At 75.1% G+C, this 22,752-nt stretch carries 16 protein-coding genes; 8 read left to right on the top strand and 8 right to left on the bottom strand.

The window, feature by feature from the left end; all coding sequences use genetic code 11:
* From G9H72_RS11580 to G9H72_RS11545, 7 genes are all read right to left on the bottom strand, one after another.
* Positions 1 to 431, bottom strand: a 431-nt coding sequence (locus G9H72_RS11580; RefSeq protein WP_166171089.1) for an NHL repeat-containing protein, incomplete at its 3' end; no start/stop codon positions are given.
* Positions 432 to 769: 338 nt separating this feature from the next.
* Positions 770 to 2,518 carry a sugar transferase gene (locus G9H72_RS11575; RefSeq protein WP_231126803.1) on the bottom strand — a complete coding sequence of 583 codons (1,749 nt, stop codon included), beginning with the start codon at positions 2,516 to 2,518 and terminating at the stop codon, positions 770 to 772.
* A 136-nt stretch (positions 2,519 to 2,654) separates the two neighbouring features.
* Complete coding sequence (locus tag G9H72_RS11565) at positions 2,655 to 3,530, bottom strand: hypothetical protein (RefSeq protein ID WP_166171087.1); 876 nt, start codon at positions 3,528 to 3,530, stop codon at positions 2,655 to 2,657.
* Entirely contained in the window at positions 3,527 to 4,393 is an 867-nt protein-coding gene (locus tag G9H72_RS11560; protein WP_166171085.1) for a PqqD family peptide modification chaperone, read from the bottom strand. Before G9H72_RS11560 ends, G9H72_RS11565 begins: the two co-directional genes overlap by 4 nt.
* A 79-nt stretch (positions 4,394 to 4,472) precedes the next feature.
* Positions 4,473 to 5,018 carry a hypothetical protein gene (locus tag G9H72_RS11555; protein WP_166171083.1) on the bottom strand — a complete coding sequence of 182 codons (546 nt, stop codon included), beginning with the start codon at positions 5,016 to 5,018 and terminating at the stop codon, positions 4,473 to 4,475.
* A 199-nt stretch (positions 5,019 to 5,217) separates the two neighbouring features.
* Positions 5,218 to 6,981 (bottom strand): DUF4012 domain-containing protein, encoded by a 1,764-nt coding sequence (locus G9H72_RS11550; protein WP_166171079.1) that lies wholly within the window; start codon positions 6,979 to 6,981, stop codon positions 5,218 to 5,220.
* 68 nt (positions 6,982 to 7,049) lie between these two features.
* Positions 7,050 to 7,649: a hypothetical protein gene (locus G9H72_RS11545; protein WP_166171077.1), complete on the bottom strand. Its 600-nt coding sequence runs from the start codon at positions 7,647 to 7,649 to the stop codon at positions 7,050 to 7,052.
* Between the two features lie 589 nt (positions 7,650 to 8,238).
* Here G9H72_RS11545 and G9H72_RS11540 point away from each other — a divergent pair.
* Together G9H72_RS11540 and pth are read left to right on the top strand one after the other, a co-directional pair.
* Positions 8,239 to 8,874 carry a 50S ribosomal protein L25/general stress protein Ctc gene (locus G9H72_RS11540; RefSeq protein ID WP_166171075.1) on the top strand — a complete coding sequence of 212 codons (636 nt, stop codon included), beginning with the start codon at positions 8,239 to 8,241 and terminating at the stop codon, positions 8,872 to 8,874.
* A 51-nt stretch (positions 8,875 to 8,925) separates the two neighbouring features.
* The gene (pth, locus tag G9H72_RS11535) at positions 8,926 to 9,489 is read left to right on the top strand and encodes an aminoacyl-tRNA hydrolase (protein WP_331272216.1); all 564 of its coding nucleotides are present in this window, start codon (positions 8,926 to 8,928) and stop codon (positions 9,487 to 9,489) included.
* Positions 9,490 to 9,507: 18 nt separating this feature from the next.
* On the opposite strand, the gene G9H72_RS22975 is transcribed toward pth, so the two are convergent.
* On the bottom strand, positions 9,508 to 11,313 hold the full coding sequence (locus G9H72_RS22975) for a DUF4082 domain-containing protein (RefSeq protein WP_166171073.1): 1,806 nt from the start codon (positions 11,311 to 11,313) through the stop codon (positions 9,508 to 9,510).
* 484 nt (positions 11,314 to 11,797) lie between these two features.
* Here G9H72_RS22975 and G9H72_RS11525 point away from each other — a divergent pair, with 484 nt between their 5' ends.
* From G9H72_RS11525 to G9H72_RS11500, 6 genes are read left to right on the top strand one after another with little or no spacing between them, the layout of a single operon-like run.
* The gene (locus G9H72_RS11525; protein ID WP_166171071.1) at positions 11,798 to 12,694 is read left to right on the top strand and encodes a glycosyltransferase family 2 protein; all 897 of its coding nucleotides are present in this window, start codon (positions 11,798 to 11,800) and stop codon (positions 12,692 to 12,694) included.
* Positions 12,691 to 13,782 (top strand): glycosyltransferase family 2 protein, encoded by a 1,092-nt coding sequence (locus tag G9H72_RS11520; protein ID WP_166171069.1) that lies wholly within the window; start codon positions 12,691 to 12,693, stop codon positions 13,780 to 13,782. The genes G9H72_RS11525 and G9H72_RS11520 overlap by 4 nt, the downstream gene beginning before the upstream one ends.
* On the top strand, positions 13,779 to 15,194 hold the full coding sequence (locus tag G9H72_RS11515) for a glycosyltransferase family 4 protein (protein ID WP_331272215.1): 1,416 nt from the start codon (positions 13,779 to 13,781) through the stop codon (positions 15,192 to 15,194). The genes G9H72_RS11520 and G9H72_RS11515 overlap by 4 nt, the downstream gene beginning before the upstream one ends.
* A gap of 4 nt (positions 15,195 to 15,198) precedes the next feature.
* Positions 15,199 to 20,349 (top strand): Kelch repeat-containing protein, encoded by a 5,151-nt coding sequence (locus G9H72_RS11510; protein ID WP_166171067.1) that lies wholly within the window; start codon positions 15,199 to 15,201, stop codon positions 20,347 to 20,349.
* 8 nt (positions 20,350 to 20,357) lie between these two features.
* The gene (locus G9H72_RS11505; RefSeq protein WP_166171065.1) at positions 20,358 to 21,842 is read left to right on the top strand and encodes a lipopolysaccharide biosynthesis protein; all 1,485 of its coding nucleotides are present in this window, start codon (positions 20,358 to 20,360) and stop codon (positions 21,840 to 21,842) included.
* A complete protein-coding gene (locus G9H72_RS11500; protein ID WP_166171063.1) occupies positions 21,839 to 22,750 on the top strand; it encodes a glycosyltransferase family 2 protein in 912 nt (303 codons plus the stop codon). The genes G9H72_RS11505 and G9H72_RS11500 overlap by 4 nt, the downstream gene beginning before the upstream one ends.
* Positions 22,751 to 22,752: the final 2 nt, after the last annotated feature.

Raw genomic sequence — 22,752 nt, 5'->3', positions numbered from 1 at the left:
GCGCCGTCGGCGCTGAACTTGCGCACCTCGAAGGGGTAGTTGAGCACGTAGAACGCGCCGGTCGGGTCCACCGCGAGGCCGTAGCCCTCGAACCCGAGCGGCACCGTGCGCACGAGCGTGCGGGAGGCGTCGTAGATCAGCACCCGGGTCCCGCTGTCCAGGACGTACAGGCGGTTGGCCTGCCACACGATCGCGTCCGGGCGGATCCCCGAGACGAGCTTCGTGACCGTCGGGTCCGGGAGGGCCTTCCCGGCCGAGACCACCCGGGCCGGGTCCACCTCGCCGCAGATGTGCACCGCGGGAACGAGGTCGGCCGGTGCGGCGGCGGCCGAGACCGCTGCGCCGGATTCTGCGCTGGCGGGAGCTGCTATGGATGCGGCGAGCATGGAGCTGGTGGCGGCCATGACGGCCGCCAGGAGGACGGGGCGCATGAGTCTCCCGAGTTGGGTGTCAGCGTGGCAGCAAGACCCCGAGGGGTTTAGCAATCCCCTGCGCGGGTGATGGGGAGGAGGTTCAGGGGTGACAATGCGGCATCACGCGCGCGGAGGCAACCCGTTCGGGTGCATGCGGGCGCCCCGAAGCGATGAGTTCGGTCACTGTGTCCAGCATTGTCGCATCTGTGACTGTGACGCATGTCGCCCGCTCGACGCGGCTCGGAACGCAGGAAAGCCCCGCCGCTTCGATGCGCGACGGGGCTGGGACGACGGGCTGAACGGTGGGCAGGCCGGGCCGGGCCAGGGGACGGGGCGCAGGCCAGGCGCCCGCGCCCTCAGTAGGCGCCGTTGGCGCCGAGGACCGCCCGGGCGGTGCGCCAGAGGATCTGCAGGTCGCCGATCATCGAGCGGTTCTCCACGTAGTACAGGTCCAGGCGCACCGAGTCCTCCCAGGACAGGTCCGACCGGCCGCTCGTCTGCCAGAGCCCGGTGATGCCCGGGCGTACGAGCAGCCGGCGGTGCACGTCGTCGTGGTAGGCCTCGACCTCGCGCTGCAGCGGCGGGCGCGGGCCGACGAGGCTCATGTCGCCGCGCACGACGTTGACCAGCTGGGGCAGCTCGTCGAGGGAGAACCGGCGCAGGACCTTGCCCACCCGGGTGATGCGCGGGTCGTCCTTCATCTTGAACAGCAGTCCGTCGGACTCGTTGTGCTGGAGCAGCGTCGCCAGCCGCTCCTCGGCGTCCACCACCATCGAGCGGAACTTGAGCATGGTGAACGGCTCGCCGTGCACGCCGACGCGCTGCTGGCGGAAGAGGACGGGGCCGGGGGAGGTGAGCTTGACCAGCGCCGCGATGACCAGCAGGACGGGCGCGAGCACGACGAGGCCGAGCGAGGCCGCCGTCGCGTCGAAGACGCGCTTGGCCGCGCGCGAGACACCGTCGTACTGCGGCTCCTCCACGTGCAGCAGGGGGAGGCCGGCGACCGGGCGGGTGTGGATGCGCGGGCCGGCCACGTCGGTCAGGGACGGGACGACGACCAGCCCGACCCCGCTGCCCTCCAGCGCCCAGCCGAGCCGGCGCAGCGCGTCCGAGCCCATCGCGTCCGAGCTCGTGACCGCGACCGTGTCGGCGTCGACGGCACGCGCCCGTCCCAGCGGGTCGTCGAGGTCGCCGACCACGGGCACGTCGGTGCCGGCCAGGCGCGTCCCGGCGACACCGCCGGGCACGCACGCGGCCACGACGCGGTAGCCGGCGAGCGGGTGCCGGTGCAGCGCCCGGACCAGGTGCGCCGAGTGCTCGGCCGAGCCCACGATGAGCAGCCGGGTCGAGCAGCGCCCCGCCGCGCGCTGGCGCATCAGCCACTGCCGCCACCCCCAGCGCCCGAGCAGCAGCAGCAGGGTCCCGACCGGCAGCGCCGCGGCGACGTACGCCCGGGCCAGCTCGACGTGGAAGATGTAGGCCGCGATCGCGAGCAGCCCGAAGAGCCGTAGCGAGGCGTTGACGACCTGGCGGTACTCGTCGCCGCCGTTGCCGATGACGCGGGGGTCGCGGCTGTTGTAGACGGCGAGGGCCGAGAGCCAGGCGACGATCAGCGCGAACGAGATGAACGCGTAGTCCACGCTGCCGACGGTGCGCAGGGAGACGGTGCCCTCGGCGGGCCCGAGCCCGAAGCGGAGGGTGTGCGCCGCCAGCACCGAGACGCCGACCGCGAGCGCGTCGGTCAGGGCCAGCCGACGCCGGTAGTCCCGGACCCAGGGCGCCGGGCCCAGCGAGCTGCCGCCCCCGGCGCCGCGGAGCCCGGGCCGTGCCGCGCGCGGCCGGGGGATGGACGCGCTCGAAGCAGGCGCGGGGAGCGCGTCAGCCGCAGCCGCTGTGCCGTCGGCTCCCGTGCTGTGAGCCGCCGTGCTGTGCTGAGCCGTGCTGTGCGGAGCCGTGCTGTGCGGAGCCGTGCTGTGCGGAGCCGTGCCGTGCTGAGCCGTGCCGTCGGCCGCGGACACGAGGTGGGGTGGCGCGTACGGCTTCACCCCTTGGGAAGAGGTTCCCGCCCCAGCATCGGGCGACTCCATGACACGGTCGAGCGCCATGTGGTCTCCTCCCACCGAACCCCCCGCCGTCGAGCCCCCCGCCCGACGACGCGTCCCAGTGTAGGGGCGATCATGGGGCTGCTCCCCGTTTTGCCAGTTCTCCCACCGTTGGCCCAACGGCGTCCCGCGGGGCGGCTCAGCGGGTGGGCGGCGGCTCGGCGAGCGCCTGGCGCAGCAGGCCGACCGCTTGGGGGGCCTCCTCGTAGCCCAGGGCCCAGGTGGTCGCCGCTGCGGCCAGGCGTGTCGCCCGCAGGAAGGCCCCGCGGGGGTCGCGGTAGTGGTTGAAGGACTGGCGGAGCAGGAGCTCGGCGGCGGCGCTGCGCGGGATCGCCTCCAGACGGGTCGGCCCCGGGCGGCGGTCCAGCAGGGCGATCACTGCGACCCGGCTCTCGGGCGCACGCCCCACGGGCCCGAGTGCGCTGGCGCGGTAGAGCCCCTCCGTGGCGTCGCTCACGCCGGACGGCTCGAGGCCGAGCAGGGCTTGGGAGGCGCGGTGCAGGCTCAGCGGCCGGGGGTAGCCGAGCACCCGTGCCGACGACGCGTCCGGGAAGCGCGCGGCCTCGTCGGTGAGGTAGGTCAGCCCGGCCCGCAGCGCCGCGGCGCAGAACGTCGTCTTGCCGGTGCCGGAGTCCGCGGGAAGCACGGCCGCCCGGCCGTCGAGCGCGAGGACGGCGGCGTGCACCGAGAAGGTCGCCTCCGCCTCGATCGCCGCGCTGTTGAGCAGGCGGAGCGCGTCGACGGCCAGTGTGTCCGGGCGCGGTGACCACAGCAGGCGCCGTCCCGCGGACGCGAGCTCCCAGCCCTCGACACCGGAGGCGCCGGGAGCCGCCCGCAAGGACCAGGTGCGCTGCGCCGGCGGGGCCTGCGCCCGGTCGTCCCCGGCAGGGCCGCCGACGAGGAGGTCACCGACCACGTCGGCGATGGCGTCCCCGACCCGGCCGGGCGGGAGCTCGAGGTCCCAGCGGTTGCCGAGCACGTCGAGCGCGAGCCGCCGGGGGCGCTCGTCCCTCATGCCTGCCGCAGCAGGTATCCCTCGTCGAGCAGGCGCGCCACGGCGGCCTCGACGTCCGCGCGGACCGTGTCGGGCTCGACGCCGAGCTCCTCGTGCAGCGCGGTGAGCAGCTCGTCCACCGTCGAGGCCCCGTCGCTGCAGGCGGCCCAGATCGCGCTGGCGGACTCGTTGAGGGTCAGCGCGCTCGACGCGTCCGGGTGCAGCAGCAGGGCGTGACCGTCCAACTCGGAGACGAGAACGCCCGGGGCGACCGTGAGCAGGAAGCCGGGCGCGATGCCGGGGACGGGGTCGCGCTCGGCGTCCACCTCGACGGCCACCGGGGGCGGCAGCACCTCGGCCTCGATGCCGTAGACCCGGCGGATGCGCTCGGCCACCACCGTCGAGTTGGCGAGGTAGCGGTCCGCGCTACGGGCTGCGCGCAGGTCCCAGTTGGACAGCGGCCGGCGGACGGCCGCGAGCGCGGCGCTGCGCCAGGGGGCCCGGGCGAAGTACTCGTTGCTCTGGTACAGCCAGCGGGCCGGGTTGTGGCAGTACACCACCTTGCGCACGCCTGGCGCGGTCCCCACGGCATGCGCCCAACCGCTGCTGCTGGCCACCACGGCGTCGGCATCGTCGACCGTCGTGCGCTGCCATGCCGGCGCCAGCAGCGGCAGGGCCAGCCGGGGGTCACGGCGGAAGGCCGGGACACCCTGCAGCGGGCTGGTGCGCAGCTGGTGGGCGCGGAAGCCCGGGAACGTGCGCTCCTGGGCGTACACGCTCGTGACCAGCGGTGCTCCAGGGAAGCAGCGCAGCATGGCCAGCGCCACCCGCTCGGCGCCGCCGCGCTGCGTGACGTAATCGTGAGCGACAACCACTCGCGTCATCAGGTCCCCCCCGGGAAGGCCAACAGGAGATCGATCCACGTCTGCCGGAGCCACGGCGCCCGCCATGAATACGTCGATGTCAGGCGGCGAGGCGACGGCGACGCACGAGAACGAGCGCGAGGCCCGTGACCACTAGCAGGCCGCCCGCCGAGACCAGCGTGGCCACGCCGGCGGCGCCGGTCCTGGCCAGGGCGTCGGCGCCGCTGCCCAGGGCGCCGCTGCCGCTGTCGGAGGCGCCGGTGCCCGCGGCACCCTCGGCGCCCGTGCCGCCGTCGGCGACGGGCACCTGGGTGGGGCTCGGCGAGGCGCTGGCGCCCGTCCCCGCCGGGCACTCGCTGACCGTCAGCGTCGCCGTCACGGTGCGGGTGGCCGTGCTGGGCGGCGGGGTCGGCCCCGTCGCGCTGATCGGGTACGTGCCGGCCGTGCTCGGCGTCAGGGTGTGGCTGACCGCGCCGGCGCCGTCGGCGACGACCGTCGCGGCCGCCCCGCCCGAGCCGACGGTGACGGTCACGGTGCCGCCTGCGGCGAAGCCGTTCGCGGCGAACGTCGCGGCGCTGCCGACGCAGACGTCGGACGCCGTGAGCGTGCCGTTGCCGGTGGTCGGCACGTAGTCCGCCCATGCCACTGTCGCTGCGCCGGACGCCGTCAGTGCGACGACGGCGAGCCCCACCCCCAGGGCCCGTGCCGGAACTGCGCGTGCTGACACTCCGTGTGTTGCCATCTCTCTACCCCCACCCTTCGTGTCCCAGAGTAGGGGTGATCACCGGCCTTGGCTGCACTCCGTGGCTGATCCGGCGGGTGAAAGCCCTGTTCGGCGTAAGGCGTCAACACGGTGTGTAACGAGTGATGACCTTCGGTGGAAGCACGAGTGGCTGAGTGGTGACGACGGGCGCGCGGGCGCCGGCCGGGGACCGCAGCGAGAGGGTCAGCCGACGGGTCGTCTGCGGGTCGACCGTCAGGTAGGCCGAGAACACGGTCAGGCCGCTCTCGGCCCCGACCTCCATGCCGACGGGGCGACCGTCGAGCTGCGCGGCGGCGAGCCGGGTACCGCTCGGCAGGTGGAACGACACGTAGTCACGGCGCTGGCCGACGGGTGAGCCGGGCCCGCCTCCGAGGTCGGCACGGGTGGTGACGTACGCCGGCAGGCCGCGCAGCGGGGCGGTGTTGCCGAGGTCGAGGGTCACGGTGACGTCCTGGAGCCCGTTGCTGCACCGTCCGCTCGCGTAGGTCAGCGACCGGGTGAGGTACGGCCCGAGCTTGCTGCCGCCCGCGTCGTTGACCGTCAGGCGGAGGAAGGCGGTGTCGGCGGCCGGCAGGGCGCCTCCGACGGGCTGCCCGCGCAGGGTCGCCTGCACCTCGGGCAGGTCGGGCATCGCGACCAGGACGCGTCCTTCGCGTGCCCCGCGAGCGAGGGCGTCCAGCACGGCTCGGGCAGGCACGTCCGCGCTGAGCACGCGCGACAGCGTCCGCTCGAGCAGCTCTCGCACGCGCGCGTCCCGCTCGTCGTCGTCGGGGTAGCGCGCGTACTGCTCCTGCAGCACGAAGCCGGCTGCGGTCGAGCCGTCGAGCTGTGTCCCGTCCGAGAGCGTGATGCCGCCCGTGGCCTGCAGCAGGTAGCCGAGCACCAGCGGGTCGAGCGTGGCGACGCCGTCGACCGGCTGCCCTCGCCGGGCCTCCCACTGTGCCGCCCAGATCCGTGCCGCGGTGGGGAAGTCGGGGCTGACGCCGCCGTTGACGGCGACGGACGTCGGGGACCACGCCTTCCACTGGGCGGAGTAGCCGGCGGGCAGCGGCACCTCGACGCGGCGGTCGGCGGCGAAGACGCGGTTGGACTCGACCGTCGTCACCCGGACGCGCCCGCGCTCGGCCGTCGCGACCGCGACGCCGCCGAGCAGCCCGCCGGTCCCGCGCGCCTCGGCGGGGGTCTGCAGCGCGAGCAGCCAGCGGCGCGGCGTCTCGACGCCGAGCGCGGCCGGGAGCACCTGCGCGGTGGTGTGGGCGACCCGCAGCGTCCCGAGCACCTCGTCGACCGCGTCGAGCAGCGTCGCGCGCGCCTCGCCGACCCGGGCCGGGCGGCGTACGTCGGGGGAGCCGGCGACGTCGGCGCGGACCTGCTTCCCGGCGGCCACTGCGGCGGCCAGCGGCTGCTCCGCGCCCAGCAGCGGGGCCACGGCGAAGGAGGACGCGCCCGTGCGCAGCCGGTCCGGCACCACGGCGCCGGCCAGCTCGACCAGCGGGGGGAGCACCTCGCCGCTCAGCTCGTCGAGGGCGGACGCGATCGCCCGCACCGTGCGGACGGGCGGGCCCGCGAACGGCACGTGCGCGCTCAGCCGCCACACGACGTCCGAGGTGAGCTCCCGCGCGCGCCCGGCGTGCAGGCTCGCCCTCCCCATGGCCGCGCTCGCCGTGTCGACGTCGCCGGCGACGGCGGCCGCCCGCGCGGCGAGCAGCTCCGAGCGGGCTGCCTCGAGCTCGCTGCGGGCGGTGCCGCCGGTGTGGGCCAGCCGGAGGGCCACGGCGCCGGCGAGCAGCCCGAGCAGGACGACGGCGGCCGCGCCGAGCAGGAGCAGCCGGCGAGGTGTGCGCACCGGAGCAGGCTAGAGGCCGGGGAGGCGCCGCTGCCGGGACGGATGCGCCCCGGCAGCGGGCAGCCGCGTCAGAACGGGAGGGTGATGGTGCCCGAGCAGGTCGCCGACTTGTCGCAGGGGGTGATCCAGAGCTTGACCTTGCCGCCGATGCACGGGGTGCAGGAGGGGCGGCTCGGGCGGCAGACCTTCTTGCTCCAGCCGTCGCGGAACGTCCGGGTGTAGGAGTTCTGCGTGGTCGTCCGCCAGGACGACGGCCTGAGCGCCGCGTAGGCCGAGGACTGGCTCGTCGTGAGCTTGCGGGCGTCCTGGCTGTCGATGTCGACCGCGCCGCTGAAGGCGTAGCGGAAGACGTCGGACACCCACTCGGTGACCCGCGCGTCCGAGCAGGCCGTCTTGATGTCGTCGAGCTCGCGGCTGGCGGTCGTGCCGATCGGCGTGACGACGAAGGTCTGCTCGAAGCAGGAGGTCTTGTCGACCCAGAAGACGGCCTTGACGATGTAGTAGTCGCAGCCGGTGGGCTTGGGGGAGGGCTTGGTGGTCGCCTCGGCCGACAGGCTCAGCGTCTGCAGCACCGGCGCGCTCCAGGCCAGCGTGCCGCCCACGACCGCCATGCGGCGCAGCGCGTCCCGGCGGGAGAGGCCGGAGGGCTGGGTCGTGTGGTCCTGCATGGGCCCCCCCGGGCGTGATTGGGCGTGATTGGGCGGTGGGACGTCGCCCGGCGACAGCGGGCGTTGTCGCGCTTGGCCGGCCGTCGTGCGGGCGGTGTCGCGTTGGTGTCCGCGCAATCCGGCGTTGGCTGTTGCCTGGCTGCTCAGGCCTCGCCAGTCGTCGTGAGTCGTCGTGAGTCGTCGTGAGTCGTCGTCAGTCGTCGTCAGTCGTCGTCAAGCGTTGTCAGGCGCTCGCTGGCTCTGTCGGGCGTGGCCAGATGTCGCTGTCGAGAGGCCGGCGCCCTGCTCCATGTGATCTTGGCCCGAGTGTAGGCAGTGCCGGTCCGCGGCCGCCCGGGCTCCGGGGACGGCTGTCCCCTTGTGGGCTACTTCCTCCCTGCACAATCACACGAACGAGTGGCGACGTGCGGGCGAGTATGCTGGTCCGGCCCGGCGAGGGATCCGTACGGCTCCGTGATCGACGAGCGGACCCGTTGCGTGCCCTCGCCCCCCGCGTCGCCGCTCGTGCCTGCGAGCCCGCCGTGGTAGCCCGCCGTGGGCGTCCCGTCGCCCGGGACGGCTGCGTCCGTACGTCACGAGGAGCACCGCTGTGTCCGAGGTCCGCATCGCCGCCGAGAGCCGCACCGAGTTCGGCAAGGGCGCGGCCCGCCGCATCCGCCGCGACCACAAGGTCCCCGGTGTCATCTACGGCCACGGCACCGCGCCCCGCCACGTCTCGCTGCCCGGCCACGACCTGATGCTGGCGCTCAAGACGCCCAACGTCCTGCTGGCGCTCGACGTCGACGGCGAGCCCGTCCTGGTCCTGCCCAAGGACGTGCAGCGTGACCCGGTCAAGGGCTTCATCGAGCACGTCGACCTCGTCGTCGTCGAGCGCGGCGAGGCCGTCAGCGTCGAGCTGCCGATCCACGTCACCGGCAAGCCGGCCGGCGACGGGCTGCTCGTCGTCGACCTGCAGACCGTGTCCGTGGTCGCCGAGGCAACGCACCTGCCCGAGTTCGTCGAGCTGTCGATCGACGGCATGCCCGCCGGCACGCAGGTCCTGGCCAAGGAGATCTCGCTGCCGGCCGGCGCCACCCTCGAGGGCGACCCCGAGCTGTCGATCCTGCGCATCACCGGCACACCGACCGCCGAGCAGCTCGACGCCGACCTGGCCGGAGCCGAGGCCGAGCTCGGGATCGTGCACGAGGCCAAGACCGACGCCGCGCCCGCCGGCGCGGAGGGCTGACGCCTGGCCGGGACCCTTCCCGGCGCCGCCGGTGGCGAAGGCCCCTGGCTCGTGGCCGGCCTGGGCAACCCCGGGCCGGACTACGCCGCGACCCGGCACAACGTCGGGGCGATGGCGCTCGACGTGCTCGGCTCCCGGGCGGGCGGCCGTTTCGGGCCGCACCGCCGGGGGCGGGCGGACGTCCTCGAGGGGCGCATCGGAGGGCCGGGCGGGCCGCGAGCGGTGCTGGCCAAGCCGCGCTCCTACATGAACGAGTCCGGCGGGCCGGTCTCCGCCCTCGCGCAGGCCTTCAAGATCCCGCCCGAGCGGCTCGTCGTCCTCCACGACGAGCTCGACCTGCCCTTCGGCGCGATCCGGCTCAAGCTGGGCGGCGGCGACAACGGGCACAACGGGCTCAAGTCGATCCGTCGCTCGCTCGGGACGGGGGAGTACCTGCGCGTGCGGCTCGGTATCGGGCGGCCGCCGGGGCGCCAGGACCCCGCCGACTTCGTGCTCAAGCCCTTCTCCTCGCCCGAGCGCAAGGAGCTCGACGTCTTCCTGGAGCGGGCGGCCGACGCCGTCGAGGAGTTGCTGAGCGAAGGCCTGGAGCGCGCGCAGAGCGCGTTCAACGACTGAGCGCCCCGCGCCGTCCGGTCAGGGCGACTGGGGGGCGAGCAGCACCGGGTCCACCACGTACCCCGCTGCGTCCGCGGGCGCGTCCACCGGCAGGTCGCCGGCCGACGTGCCCGTGACGCCCCAGCCGGGGGGCAGCTGGAGCGGCCCCGACGCCCGCGGCATGGCGCCCGCCCCCGCCTCCGCGACGGCCCGGCCGCCCGGGGGCACGGTCGTGGACACCACATAGTCGGCCCCGGGGGCCAGGCTCACCGGCTCGCCGGTGGCGTACAGCCAGGACCCCACCCCGTCGCCCGGTACCGGCGAGCGGTGGAAGGCGTACGTCGCGAGCAGCGTCCCGTCGGACCGCCACAGCCGGGCCGTCTGCGCCGCCACGTCGGCCGTGGCCAGGTGCACGCGCACGCCCACGGCCTGCTGGGCGGACGTCACGCGGAACCGGGTGCCGATCTCGCGGGCCCCGGGCAGGGTGACCGCCGCGCCGGCGGGAGCAGCGGACCCGGCCCAGGCGGTGCGGGGCGTTCCGGCCACCCAGTCGACCGCGCCGAGCAGCGCGAACGCCGTCTCCTCCGCCGCCTGCAGCGACCCCGAGCCGGCGGCGGCCAGCCGCGCGACCGGCGTCGCGCCCAGCCCGGCGTACGCGGCCTGCAGGAAGCCCGACGCCGGCCCCGCCGGCTCGGCGGCTCCGCCCCAGGCCCAGACCGTCCCCTCGGCGTCGGTGGCGAACGTGTACGCCGGGGTGACCCGCACGGCGCGCCACGCCCGGCCGGGCAGCACCCTGCGGGGGAGCGCGGCGTCGGCCCCGTCGCCTCCGCCGTTGCGGTTGAGCGCGCCCATGCCCCAGCACCACAGGGTGGCGTCGCCCTTGATGCCGCACCCGTTGTTGCCGGCGAAGTCGTAGTCGACGAACTCGCGGGAGACCAGGCGTGGCGTCAGCTGCAGCGGCCCCGCTGCGGCGGCGCCCACGGTGCCGAAGGCGGTGGTGCCCCAGCAGTGCAGGCCGGCCCGGCGCAGGCCGCAGCCGCCGCCGGCCGACATCCGGACGTCGAGCCAGTCGTCGTAGGCGTCGGCACGCTGTGGGGACGTGACCGGGGCCGGGGTCACGGCGCCGTCGCCGAACACGCCGTACGCGTCGGACCCCCAGCACCAGCGCGTCCCGTCCGTGTGCACCGCGCAGGCGGCCAGGTCGGAGACGGAGACCCGGGCCCACCCGTCGCGCGCGCCCACGCGCACCGGCCTCGACCCGCCCTGCTCGGCGCCGTTCCCGAGCAGGCCGTGGCCGACCCCGGCCGCTCCCCAGCACCACAACGTCCCGGCGTCGGGTGCCATGGAGCGGACGGCGCAGGCGGAGTAGGAGCCGGCAGCCACGTACCCCCACCCGCTGCCCACCACCTCGGGGGTGGAAGCCGACCCGCCGGCGGACGCTCGCGTGCCCAGCTGGCCGAACCCGTTGGAGCCCCAGCACGAGAGCTGGCCACCCACCGCGAGCCCGCAGCCGAATCCGCCGCCGACGGAGACCGCCGCGTAGGAGGTGCCGGTCGGGCGAAAGCTCGTGCCGACCATCGACGCAGGAAGGCTGTTTCCAGCAGTTGAGTTCGCACCCGCGGCCAGCATCGGGCGAATGGACCACCCCTGGGGCGTCCATGCGGCGGCCGTCCCGGCGGCCCCTGCGCCGAACGCGGCCTGCGTGGGCTGCACGCCGGGCGACCACGGCGAGGCCGCGGCCAGCACGGTGGCCAGCACGCAGGCGAGCACGGGCAGCGCCCTGGGGCGGGCGCGAAGCCTGCTGCGCAGGCACTGTGCGCTCGCCCGCCCATGTCCGCGAAGCACGGCGTCCCCCTGCCTGGGCGCGATCTCCTGCATCCCCCCGGCGGGGCGCGCGTCCCGGACCAGGCTCCGATGCCGGGCCCGCGGTCCGCAGCCCCTGGCGAACGATTTGAGGCAGACGGCCCAGCCCGTTCGGGTGAGCGAGCGGTTGCGCCCTGCAGCATCTGGGCGAAAGCGCGCGCACGCGTACCGATCAGCGGGACACTGGCCGTCCGGGCAGTTCGGGTGGCGTGAGCCGTCCGAACGCATGGTTAAGCGGAAACTAACGCCGTCGTCATGGATTTCGACGGCCCGGTGTCCTAGGTTCAGGGGCTGGAGGCCGGGGCGTGGGCCCGCAGGCGCCTTCCGCCGGGGGGTGGTCGAGCGAGGGGGAGTCATGCACATGGGCCGACCCGCAGCGCGGCGGGCCTGGGCGCCGGTGCCGGGCGACCTCGGGCCCGGCATGCCCGCCATTCCCCCCATTCCCCCTGTGCCCCGCGTGCCCCCCGTGCCCGCCGCCTTGGCTACCCCGGAGGCCGCGAGCGGCGTCGGCGTGCTGCCGCTGGCGACGGTGGTCGTCCCCGCCCACCAGGAGGAGTCGACGATCGAGCGGTGCCTCGAGGCGTTGCTCGGCGACGCCGCGCCCGGCGAGCTCGACGTGGTCGTCGCCTGCAACGGCTGCACGGACGCGACCGCGGCCCGTGCGCGCTCCGCAGCGGCCCGGCTCGGGCACGACGTGCAGGTCCTGGAGCTGGACGTCGCCTCCAAGGCGGCGGCGCTGCGGGCTGCGGACCGCGCGGTCGACGGCTTCCCGCGGCTCTACCTCGACGCCGACGTCGTCTGCACCACCGCGACGGTGCGCCGGCTGGCCGCGCACGTGGCCGAGGGCGCCGAGCTGGCGGTGCCCTCCCGCGACCTCGACCTGTCCGCGGCCACCCTGCCGGCGCGGCTCTACTACCGCACCTGGCAGGACCTGCCGTGGGTCGTGGCCGCGCGCTCCGGGCGCGGTGCGCTGCTGCTGTCCGAGGCGGGGCGGCGGCGCGCCGGGGACTTCCCCGACGTCGTCGCCGACGACCGCTGGGTCACGAGCGCGGTGCCACCGTCGGCGGTGCGGATCGCCTCCGACGCCGCGTGCACCGTGCGGCCGCCGGCCCGCTTGCGCGACGTGGTGCGTGTCCGCGCCCGCGTCTACGCCGGCAACACGCAGCTCGAGCGGCAGGGCCTGGCCCCGGCCCACGACCGCTCGCTGTCCGGACGGCTGGCCCGGCTCGCGCGGCTCGTCGGCCGCCCCTCGCGGTGGCCGGGCCTGGTCGTGTTCGTCGTGGCGACGGCAGCCGCCAAGGGCATGGCGCGCTCCGCCGCCGGGCGGGGCTGGGCGCGGGACGCGCGACGGGGACAGGCGTGAGCCGGGCCGCTGCGGCCCCCGGCACGGGCGACCGGCTCCCGGGGGAGCGGGCGGGCGGGGACGGCAGCGCTGCGCCGCTCGACGTGTGCTTCGACGTGTGCGTGGTGATCGTCGCGTTCCACAGCGCGGCCGACCTGCCCGGCTGCCTCTCGAGCGTGCGCACCGCCCTCGCCGGGCTCGAGGCGGCGGTGGTCGTGGTGGACAACGCGTCCGACGACGGGGCGCAGGCTCTCGTGCGCCGGGACTTTCCTGAAGTCACCTTCGTGCAACTGCTCGACAACCGCGGTTTCGCCGGAGGATGCCACGTGGGTTCGGGCACGCCCGCGGCCCGTCGCTCCCGCCGGCTGCTGTTCGTGAACCCCGACGCCCGCCTCGAGCCCGGCGCCGTGCGCGAGCTGCTCGCTGCCGCGGCCCGCCACCCCCGGCCGGGGATCGTGGGCGGCCTCGCCGTGCGGGCCGACGGCAGCCCCGACCCCAGGTCGTGGTGCGGCCGGCCCACGCTGTGGTCGACGTTCTGCTTCGCGACGGGCCTCTCCACGGTGTTCGCGGGCTCGGCGCTGCTCGACCCCGAGAGCTCGGGGCCATGGCGGGCCGGCGCCCTGGCCGCGGACCGGGCCGTGCCCGCCGTCAGCGGGGCGGTGATGCTCGTGGAGCGCGGCCTGTGGGACACGGTCGACGGCTTCGACCGCTCGTTCTTCGTGTACGGCGAGGACGTCGACCTCTGCCTGCGCGCCTCGGCGCTGGGTGCGTCGGTGGTCTTCGCCCCTGCCGCGCGTTACTCCCATCAGGTGGGAGCCTCCAGCGTCGGCCTGCGGAGGGCCGTTCTGCTCTTCACTGGCAAGGTGACCTTGGTGCGGCGTCATCTCCCGCAGCCCGTGCGGCCGCTCGGGGCCGGGCTGCTGCTCGCGGGGGTCGCGCTGCGCGCCTGCGCGTCGCGGCTCGCGGCCGTACGCAGGCGCACGGGGTCAGGGCACGGCGGGCGCAGCGGGCGGGAGCAGATCCCGCTCGGCTTCTGGGCCGAGCTGTGGCGCGCACGTGGCGAGTGGATGCAGGGCTGGACGTCGACGGTGACGGGAGTGCAGCGGTGACCACCTTCGAGCACGTGGAGCGGCGTCGGTCGCGGCTCGGGCTGTCCTCCGCGCGGCACGGCGCGGCCCGTGCGGACCAGCCCGCCGTCCAGTCGCGCGCGGGCGGTGCCGCCTCCGGGGCGACGGGCGAGGTCGCCGGCCGGGTGTGCGTCGTGGTGCAGAACATGCCGTACTCCATCGACCGCCGGGTGCGCGCCGAGTGCTCGTCCCTGGTGGCGGCGGGCTACGAGGTGTCGGTCATCTGCCCGCGCGGCGAGGGCGAGGCCGCGCACTTCGACCTCGACGGCGTCCACGTGCACACCTACGCCCCGCCCCCCGCCACCGCGGGAGCGCTGTCGTACGTCTGGGAGTTCGCCTACTGCTGGATCCGTACGGCGCTGCTGTCGCTGCACGTGCTGCGCCGGCACGGCTTCGACGTGATCCAGGCGTGCAACCCCCCGGACACGTACTGGCTGCTCGCCCTGCTCTACAAGCCCTTCGGCAAGCGCTTCGTCTACGACCAGCACGACCTCTGCCCGGAGGTGTTCGAGGCGCGGTTCGGCCGGCAGGGGCTGCTCTACCGGGCCGTCAAGGTCCTCGAGCGGGCGTCCTACCGGGTCGCGGACAAGGTGGTGGCGACCAACACGTCCTACCGCCAGATCGCGATGACCCGTGGCCGGCGCTCCGCCGCCGACGTGCGCATCGTCATGAGCTGCCCGGACCCGAGCCGGCTGCGCCCGGGCCCGGCCGCTCCGGAGCTGCGGGCGGGCCGCCGGTTCCTCGTGACCTACCTCGGCATCATGGGGCCGCAGGACGGGGTGGACCGGCTGCTGCGCGCGATCGCGCACTACGTGCACGAGCTGGGGCGCACGGACTGCCAGTTCGGCCTGCTGGGCTACGGCGACAGCCTGCCCGCCCTGCGCGAGCTGGCCGGGAAGCTCGGGATCGGCCCGTGGGTGACGTTCACCGGGCGGGTGGGCCCGGACGAGGTTCGCCGCTGGCTGTCGACCGCGGACCTCGGCATCACGCCGGACCCGAAGTGCGACTTCAACGACCGCTCCACCATGAACAAGACGCTGGAGTACATGGCCCACGGCCTGCCGGTGGTCGCGACCGACCTGGTCGAGACCCGGCGCTCGGCCCGCGGGGCGGCGGTCTACGTCCGCACCGAGGAGGAGCTGGCCGAGCAGATGGCCGCGCTGCTCGACGCGCCGGCCAAGCGCAAGGAGATGGGGGCGTTCGGGCGCGAGCGCATCGAGCGCACGCTCTACTGGGACAAGCAGGCGATCCGCTATGTCGGCCTGTACGACGAGCTGCTCGGCGTGCAGCGGCGGACGATCGACCTCACCCGGCGAGTCGTCCACCTGCCGGAGCGGGGGGCGGTCGCGCACTCGCGGCCCGCGGCGACACCACGCGCACTCGGAGAGAAGTAGCCCGATGACCCACAGCACCCCGCACCTGCGCCGGCTCGCGTGGCGTGGCCCGCGCTCCCGGCTGCTCGCTCCGGTCACCGCGCTGGTGGCGGCCCTCGCCGTCCTGGCGGGGCTGTCCCCGGCGACGGCCGGGGCCGCGTCCGACGTCACGCTCTCCTACAGCCTCTCGCCGCAGCGCACCGGCGCGGCACCGCTGGCCGGCGCGAGCCTGCCCGACGGCAACGTCTACATCTTCACCGCGCCGTCGACCGGCGTCCGCGAGGTGCGCTTCTACCTCGACGACCCGGAGCGCGCCAAGGCCCCGCGGCTCGTCGAGAAGGGCGCTCCGCACGACTTCGCCGGCACGGCCAGGGACGACAGCGCGCTGCCCTTCGACACCCGCACCCTCCCGGTCGGCACCCATACCGTGACGGCCGAGATCGTGCCCAGCAGCGGCGCCATCCAGGTGCTGTCGGCGGCCTTCGCCAAGACCTCCCCGGCGCCCGCGCTGACCGTGAGCCCGGCGTCGTTCGCGCTGGCAGCCCAGCAGGGCAGCGCCGCGCAGACCGCCACGCTGTCAGTGTCCGGCCCCGCCGTCCCCTTCGCGCTCACGTCCTCGGCCGCCTGGCTGCGCCTGTCGACCGCCGGCGCCACGGCTCCCGCCGCGGTGACCCTCACGGCCGACCCTTCCGCGCTGCCCGTCGGCAGCGCCACGGCCAACGTCACGGTCACCGCCGAGGGCCGGCAGCCCGTCGTCGTCCCCGTCAGCGTCACCGTCACCCCGGTCTCCGGCAGCGCGGCCTCCGGGTCCCAGGTGCTCATCAGCAGGAACGCGAAGCGCACGTCGCCCGTCGCGCTGAACGGCGCCACGGTCTCCGGCGGCGTCTACCCGTTCCTGTCCCCGGACGCCGGTGTGACGTCGGTGTCCTGGTACCTCGACGACCCGGCCACCGCGGGCGCCCCGGTCCGCGTCGACACGACCTCCCCGTTCGACTACGCGCCGGGCTCGGTCACCCACGCCGCCGCGGCCCTCGACACCACCGCTCTCGCCGACGGCTCGCACACCATCACGGCCAAGGTCACGAGCGGCTCCGACGTCTCCACCGTGACCGCCACCTTCACCACGTCCAACGGCACGAGGGCGCTGGCCTGGGCCGCCCCCACGCTGGCCCTGACCACCGAGGCCGGTGCGACCGCCACGGTGTCGCAGGTCCAGCTGACGGCCCCGACGGGTGCGGCCGTCGGCCTGGCGAGCGACGCGGCCTGGCTGCGCGCCCCCGCCTCGATCACCGGCAGCGGCACCGTCGCCGTGACCGCAGACCCCGCCGGCCTGGCCCCGGGCACGCACAGCGCCACGCTGCGCGCGACGTCGACCGGCGCGACGCCCGCCGTCCTCGGCGTGACCCTGACGGTCCGTGCGGCCGGCCCGGCGCCGGCCCTGATCGCCGACCCGGCGTCCCTCGCGGTGACCGCGGCCGCCGGCTCCGGCCCGGTGACGCGGGCCGTGGCGCTGTCCGGCGCGTCGGCGGCGTACACCGCTGCGGCGTCCGCTCCGTGGCTCACGGTCACGCCCGCGGCCGGCACCGCTCCCGCCACGCTCTCGGTCACGGTCGACCCGGCCGGGCTGCCGGTCGGCACCTCCAGCGGCAGCGTCACGGTCACCGCGCCCTCGCTGCCCCAGCTGGTGATCCCGGTGACGGTGGACGTGCCGGCCGGGGCGGGGGACACGGCGTACTCCGTCGTCTTCAGCAGGAACGCCAAGCGCACCGCGCCCGTCCCGCTGGCCGGGGCCGCCCTCACCGGCAGCGCGGTCTACCCGTTCCTCGCGCCCGACACCGGCGTCACGAGCGTGTCCTGGTACCTCGACGACCCGGCGGCGGCCCGCGAGCCGGTGCGCGTCGACGCCACCGCCCCCTTCGACTACGCGCCCGGCTCGGTCACGCACTCTGCCGCCGCGTTCGACACGACGGCGATCCCGGACGGCACCCACACGATCACCGCGAAGGTCGATTCCGCGGCGGGCACCAAGCTGGTCGCGGCGACCTTCACCACGGACAACGGCACGAACGCCCTGACCTGGTCGGCGCCGTCGATCGCCTTCGCCACGGACCAGAACGGCGCGACGGTCAGCGGCCAGGCCCAGCTGTCGGCGCAGCAGCCCGGCACCGCCGTGACGCTGGCGAGCGACGCGCCCTGGCTGCGGGTGGCCCCGACGGCCACCGCCCCCGCCGCGGTACAGCTCGTGGCCGACCCGGCCGGGCTCACTCCCGGACACTTCACCGCGACGGTGCGGGCGACGGCTCCCGGCGCGTTCGACGGCGTCCTCACCGTCGAGCTGACCGTCGGCGACACCGGCGGGTGCAGCCCGGTGGCCTGCGACCTCATCAAGGTCGACACGCCCTACAACCTCGCCTGGCGCTACGACAGCGGCGCGATGCTGGACGCCGACGGGCTCGGCACCGGGTTCACGACGATCCTGAAGAAGGACTCCGGCAACGCCTACCGCCGTGACCTGCTCGACGTCGACCTCGAGACCGGCACGCTGAACGTCACGACGACGGCGGGCCGCCCGCACCTCGGCGACAACGACCAGGACAACATGGTCGGCGTCGGGTTCGACGGCGACAGCGAGATCGCGACGATCAGCGCGACCATCGCCGGGATGCCCGCCGTGACCGGCAGGTACGAGCAGGCCGGGGTCTGGTTCGGCTACGGCCAGGACAACGTCGACCGCATGGTGATCGCCTCCACCCCGAACGGCCTGCGCTTCGAGCACGTGCTCGAGGTCGCCGGCGTCGAGGTGTCGCGCAAGAACTCGCCGATCACCGCCGTGGCGTCCGACCAGCCGGTGCAGCTGGCGATCAGGTCGGACCCGACGAAGCGGACCGTGACGGCCTACTACAAGGTCGGTGACGCGGGCCTCACCCCGCTGTCCACCTTCACCGCGCCCGGCGAGTTCTTCAGCTTCGACGCCGCCGGCATCGACCCGCGGGTCGGCACGCGCAGCTTCGGCGGCATCCTCGCGACGCACCGGAGCGCGGCGCAGGCCGTGACGTACCCGTTCTCCTCCTTCAGCCTCGGCGGCGAGTTCGACATCGCCAGCTCGCCGGACTACCCGTTCACCCGCACCTCCTACGACGTCCCGTTCCCCACGTCGATGGCGATGGGGCCGGACGGCAAGCTGTACGTCCAGAGCATGTTCGGCAAGATCCACGTGCTCACCCTGGACGCCCAGCACAAGGTGGTGGACCGGCAGATCGTGAGCACGCTCGGGACCCGCATGGCACTGGGCCTCACGGTCGACCCGGCCTCGACCCCGGACAACGTCATCGTCTGGGTGGCGCACTCCTCGCCGGTGGTCGACGCCGGCGAGGTGGACTCCGGCACGGTGACCCGGCTGTCGGGCCCCGGGCTGGCCGAGCGCACCGACGTCATCACCGGCCTGCCGCGCTCGTTCGCCAACCACAGCACCAACTCACTGCACTTCGGGCCCGACGGCCGGCTCTACATCGCCCAGGGCGGCAACACCGGCGCCGGTGCGCCGAACACCGCCAAGACCGAGTTCAGCGACCGCGCCGAGCAGCCGCTGTCGGCGGCGCTGCTGGTCGCCAACGTCAAGGCCCCCGGGTTCAACGGCCGTTGCGCCGACCCGAGCGACATGTCCAGGTCGGGCCTCGGCTGCGACGTCAAGACGTTCGCGACCGGCCTGCGCAACACCTACGACTTCGTGATCTCGTCCAAGGGCCTCATCTACGGGCCGAACAACGGTCTCGGCGTGGTCGGGAGCTACCCGGCCAGCGCGTCCGCACCGTGCACCGGGATGGGCGACACCCGGCCGTGGAACCAGGGCGGCAACAACCCCGGCCTGCAGAACGACGACCTCAACCTCATCGAGGAGGGGCGCTACTACGGCACTCCCAACCCGACCCGCGGTGAGTGCGTCTTCAAGGACGGCAGCTACCAGGGAGTGCCGGCCGCGGCGAACTACGCCGCGCCGCTGTTCGACCTCGGCCCCAACCGCTCGGCCAACGGCATCGTCGAGTACCGGGGCAGCGCCTTCTGCGGCCAGCTGGACACGTCCCTGCTCATCACCAACTACAGCGTCGGCGACGACGTCACGCTGGTCCAGTTGAGCGCCGACGGGCGCAGCGTGACCTCGGCCAAGCGGCTCGTCGGCGGGTTCAAGGACCCGCTGCCGATCGCGCAGGGCCCGGACGGGACGATCGTGGTCGGCGAGTTCGGCGGCAACGCGATCACGATCCTCGAGCCCCAGGACATCGGCTGCTGGGCCGACGCACCCGCGCTGCCCGAGAAGCTGCTCGACTCCGGCGCGGCCGTCATCGACGGGATGATGTACCTCGTCGGCGGCAAGACGGATCGCTCGCACTCGAGCCGCCTCTACGTCTACGACGACGTGGCGAAGGCCTGGACGCGGAAGGCCGACATGCCCGGCGCGGCGGTCGAGAACCCCGCGGTCACCACCCTCGACGGCAAGCTGCTCGTCCTCGGTGGCTCCACGGACGCGTTCGGCGGGGCGCAGGCGGCGGGCTGGTCGTACGACCCGGCGGCGGACGCCTGGTCGGCCCTGCCCGCGATGCCGACCGCGCGCGGTGGCGCGAGCGCACAGGTCGTGGAGGGCAAGGTCTACGTCGTCGGCGGCATGAGCGAGGACGGGGCGTCGACCGGGGCGGTCGAGGTCTACGACCCCGCGTCCCGCACCTGGTCGGTGGCGCCGAGCCTGCCGACGGCCCGCGACAACCCCGGCACCGCGGTCCTCGGCGGCGCGCTCTACGTCTTCGGCGGCCGCACCCGACTGGCCAGCGGCGCGACCTCGGTCGCGACGCACACCACGGTGGAGGCGTACGACCCGGCGACGCGGGCCTGGACCGCGAAGGCGGCCATGCCGACCGGCCGGCGCACGATGGCCAGCGTGGTCGTCGACGGCAAGGCGCTCCTGATCGGCGGCGAGGTCGCGCCGGACGGCAGCGCGTTCGACGTCGTCGAGCAGTACGACCCGGCCGCGGACGCGTGGAAGGTGCTGCGCCGCATCCCGACGCCGCGCCACGGCGCATCGGCCGCCGTGCTCGACGGCAAGGTGCACGTGGTGGGCGGCGGCCCGTCCGGCGGGTTCGCGTTCACCGACGCCCACGAGGTCCTCACCCTGCCGGGCAGCTGAGCGGGCCGGTGGGGAGCAGCAGGGGCGCGGAGTCGCTCGAGCGCGGGAGCCTGCGGCCCGCGCTCGGGCGCCGGGCCACTCGCGGCCTCGCGGTCACGCTCGGCGGGCAGTGGGGCCGGTTGGTCCTGCAGACGCTGTCGACGGCGGTGCTCGCCCGGCTCCTGCTGCCCGGCGACTTCGGCCTGGTGGCCATGGTCGTCGCCGTCACGGGCCTCGCGGAGCAGGTGAAGGACCTCGGGCTGGCGGCCGCGACCGTCCAGCGGGACAAGCTCGAGGACCGGCAGGTGACCGGGCTCTTCTGGGTCAACGCCGCGCTGGGCACCGTGCTGGCCGCCCTGGTGGCGGCGTGCGCCCCGCTCGTGGCCGCCTTCTACGGCCGCGACGAGCTCACCGGGCTGACCGCGGTCCTCGCGCTGGGCTTCGTAGCCGGCGGGCTCTCGGTGCAGCACGCCGCGCTCCTGCAGCGCCGCCTCCGCTTCGGGGCGCTGGCCGTCTGTGAGACCGGGTCCTTCGCCGTCGGCGTGGTGGCCGCGATCGCCGCCGCAGAGGCCGGCGCGGGCTACTGGGCGCTGGCCGTGCTGCCGCTGACCGCCGGCTGGACGCGGGCGGCGCTGCTCTGGACGTTCTGCCGCTGGCGGCCGGGCAGCCCGCGCCGCGGCGCCGGCATCCGCGAGATGCTCTCCTTCGGCGGCGGGGTGAGCACCTTCAACCTGCTGAACTACATCTCGCGCAACGCCGACAACGTCCTCATCGGCAAGGTCAGCGGCGCGACCTCGCTCGGCCTCTACTCGCGGGCCTACACGCTGCTCCTGCTGCCCCTGCAGCAGCTCAACGGGCCGTTGGCCTCCGTCGCGGTCCCGGTGCTGTCGATCCTGCGCGCCGAGCCGGCGAAGTACCGCGCGTTCTACCGCAGCGCGGTCGGAGGGCTGGCCCTCGTCGGCATGCCGCTCGTCGTGCTGCTCGTGGTCTGCGCCCCCGAGGTCGTCGCCCTGCTGCTCGGGCCGGGTTGGGACGACGCGGTCCCGATCTTCCGCGCGCTCGGGCTCGCGGGGGTGGTGCACGTCGTCGGCAACACCAACGGCTGGATCTACGTCTCGTGGGGCTCCACCGGCCGCATGGCCCGATGGGCCCTGGTGAGCCGCCCGCTCATGGTCGCGTCCATCGCCGCCGGGCTGCCGTGGGGGCCGCTCGGCGTCGCGGTCTCGTACGCCGTGGGCCAGCTGGTGCTCGCCGTCCCCGGCTTCGCCAACGCGGTCCGCGACACCCCGCTCTCGCTGGGCGACGTCGGCGGCGCGGTGTGGCGCCCGGCCGTGCTCGCCGCCGCGACCGGGGCGGCGGCCACCGGCCTGCAGGCGCTGGTCGACGGGCCGCCCCTCGTCGTCCTCCTCGCCGTGTGCCTGCCCGCCGCGCTGACCCACGCCGCGCTCACCTTGGCCTGGCGGCCGACTCGTGAGAGCGTGCGGCTCGTGCTGGCACAGCGGGGACGGAGGTGACGACCGGGTGGGCGGGCGGCCTGCGGGTGAGCGTGGTCGTCCCCGTCTATGACCAGTGGGAGCACCTCGCGGCCTGCCTGCGCGCGCTGGAGGAGCAGACCCTGGACGCCTCGTGCTTCGAGGTGCTCGTGGTCGACAACGGCTCGTCCACCCCGAGGCCGGCGACGATGCCGGGGGAGCGGCTGCAGCTGCGCTGGCTGAGCGAGGCCCGCCCGGGCTCGTACGCCGCCCGCAACGCGGGGCTGCGCGCGGCTCGCGCGGACGTCCTGGCGTTCACGGACGCCGACTGCCGCCCGGTGCCCGGCTGGCTCGAGGAGGGGCTGCTCGCCCTGGAGGGCACGCCCCCCGTCGACCTGGTGGGAGGGTCGATCGCCCTGTTCGCGGCCGCGGCCGGCCGGCTGTCGCCGGTGGAGGCCTACGAGCTGGTGAAGGCCTTCCCCCAGGAGCGCTACGTCGACCAGCTGCGCTTTGCGGCCACGGCCAACCTCTTCGCCCGGCGGTCGGTGTTCGCCTCCGTGGGGGAGTTCGAGGAGCGGCTGCGCTCGGGTGGCGACCGCGAGTTCGGCCAGCGAGCGGCGGCGGCGGGCCACTCCTGGCGCTACGCCCCGGCCGCCGCGGTGCGCCACCCTGCTCGGCGCACCTTCGGCGAGCTCGGGGCCAAGCTCGCGCGCGTCGTCGCCGGCAGCCGCGACGCCCGCGAGCTCGCCGGCAGGCCGCTCGTCACCCCCGACGAGGTGCTGCGTGGCCTGGTCCCGCCGATCGGGGCGGTGCGCCGGGCCGCGGTCGACCCCCGGCTGCCCCGCCGCGCCGACCAGGCCGGCTACGTGCTCGCGGAGTTCTACGTGCGCTACGTCGGCACCTGGCTGCGGCTGAAGTCCCGCGTGTCTGCACGCAGCCCCCGCGCCTAGCT

Origin of the sequence: Motilibacter aurantiacus (assembly GCF_011250645.1) — a bacterium.
Taxonomy (GTDB): domain Bacteria; phylum Actinomycetota; class Actinomycetes; order Motilibacterales; family Motilibacteraceae; genus Motilibacter_A; species Motilibacter_A aurantiacus.
Note: the sequence above shows the minus strand (reverse complement) of the source record. Positions and strands in the feature narration are given on the sequence as shown.

Coding starts and splice junctions, on each gene's coding strand:
- G9H72_RS11575 (WP_231126803.1), bottom strand. CDS start 2,518: ATGGCGCTCGACCGTGTCATGGAGTCGCCCGATGCTGGGGCGGGAACC.
- G9H72_RS11565 (WP_166171087.1), bottom strand. CDS start 3,530: ATGAGGGACGAGCGCCCCCGGCGGCTCGCGCTCGACGTGCTCGGCAAC.
- G9H72_RS11560 (WP_166171085.1), bottom strand. CDS start 4,393: ATGACGCGAGTGGTTGTCGCTCACGATTACGTCACGCAGCGCGGCGGC.
- G9H72_RS11545 (WP_166171077.1), bottom strand. CDS start 7,649: ATGCAGGACCACACGACCCAGCCCTCCGGCCTCTCCCGCCGGGACGCG.
- G9H72_RS11510 (WP_166171067.1), top strand. CDS start 15,199: ATGACCCACAGCACCCCGCACCTGCGCCGGCTCGCGTGGCGTGGCCCG.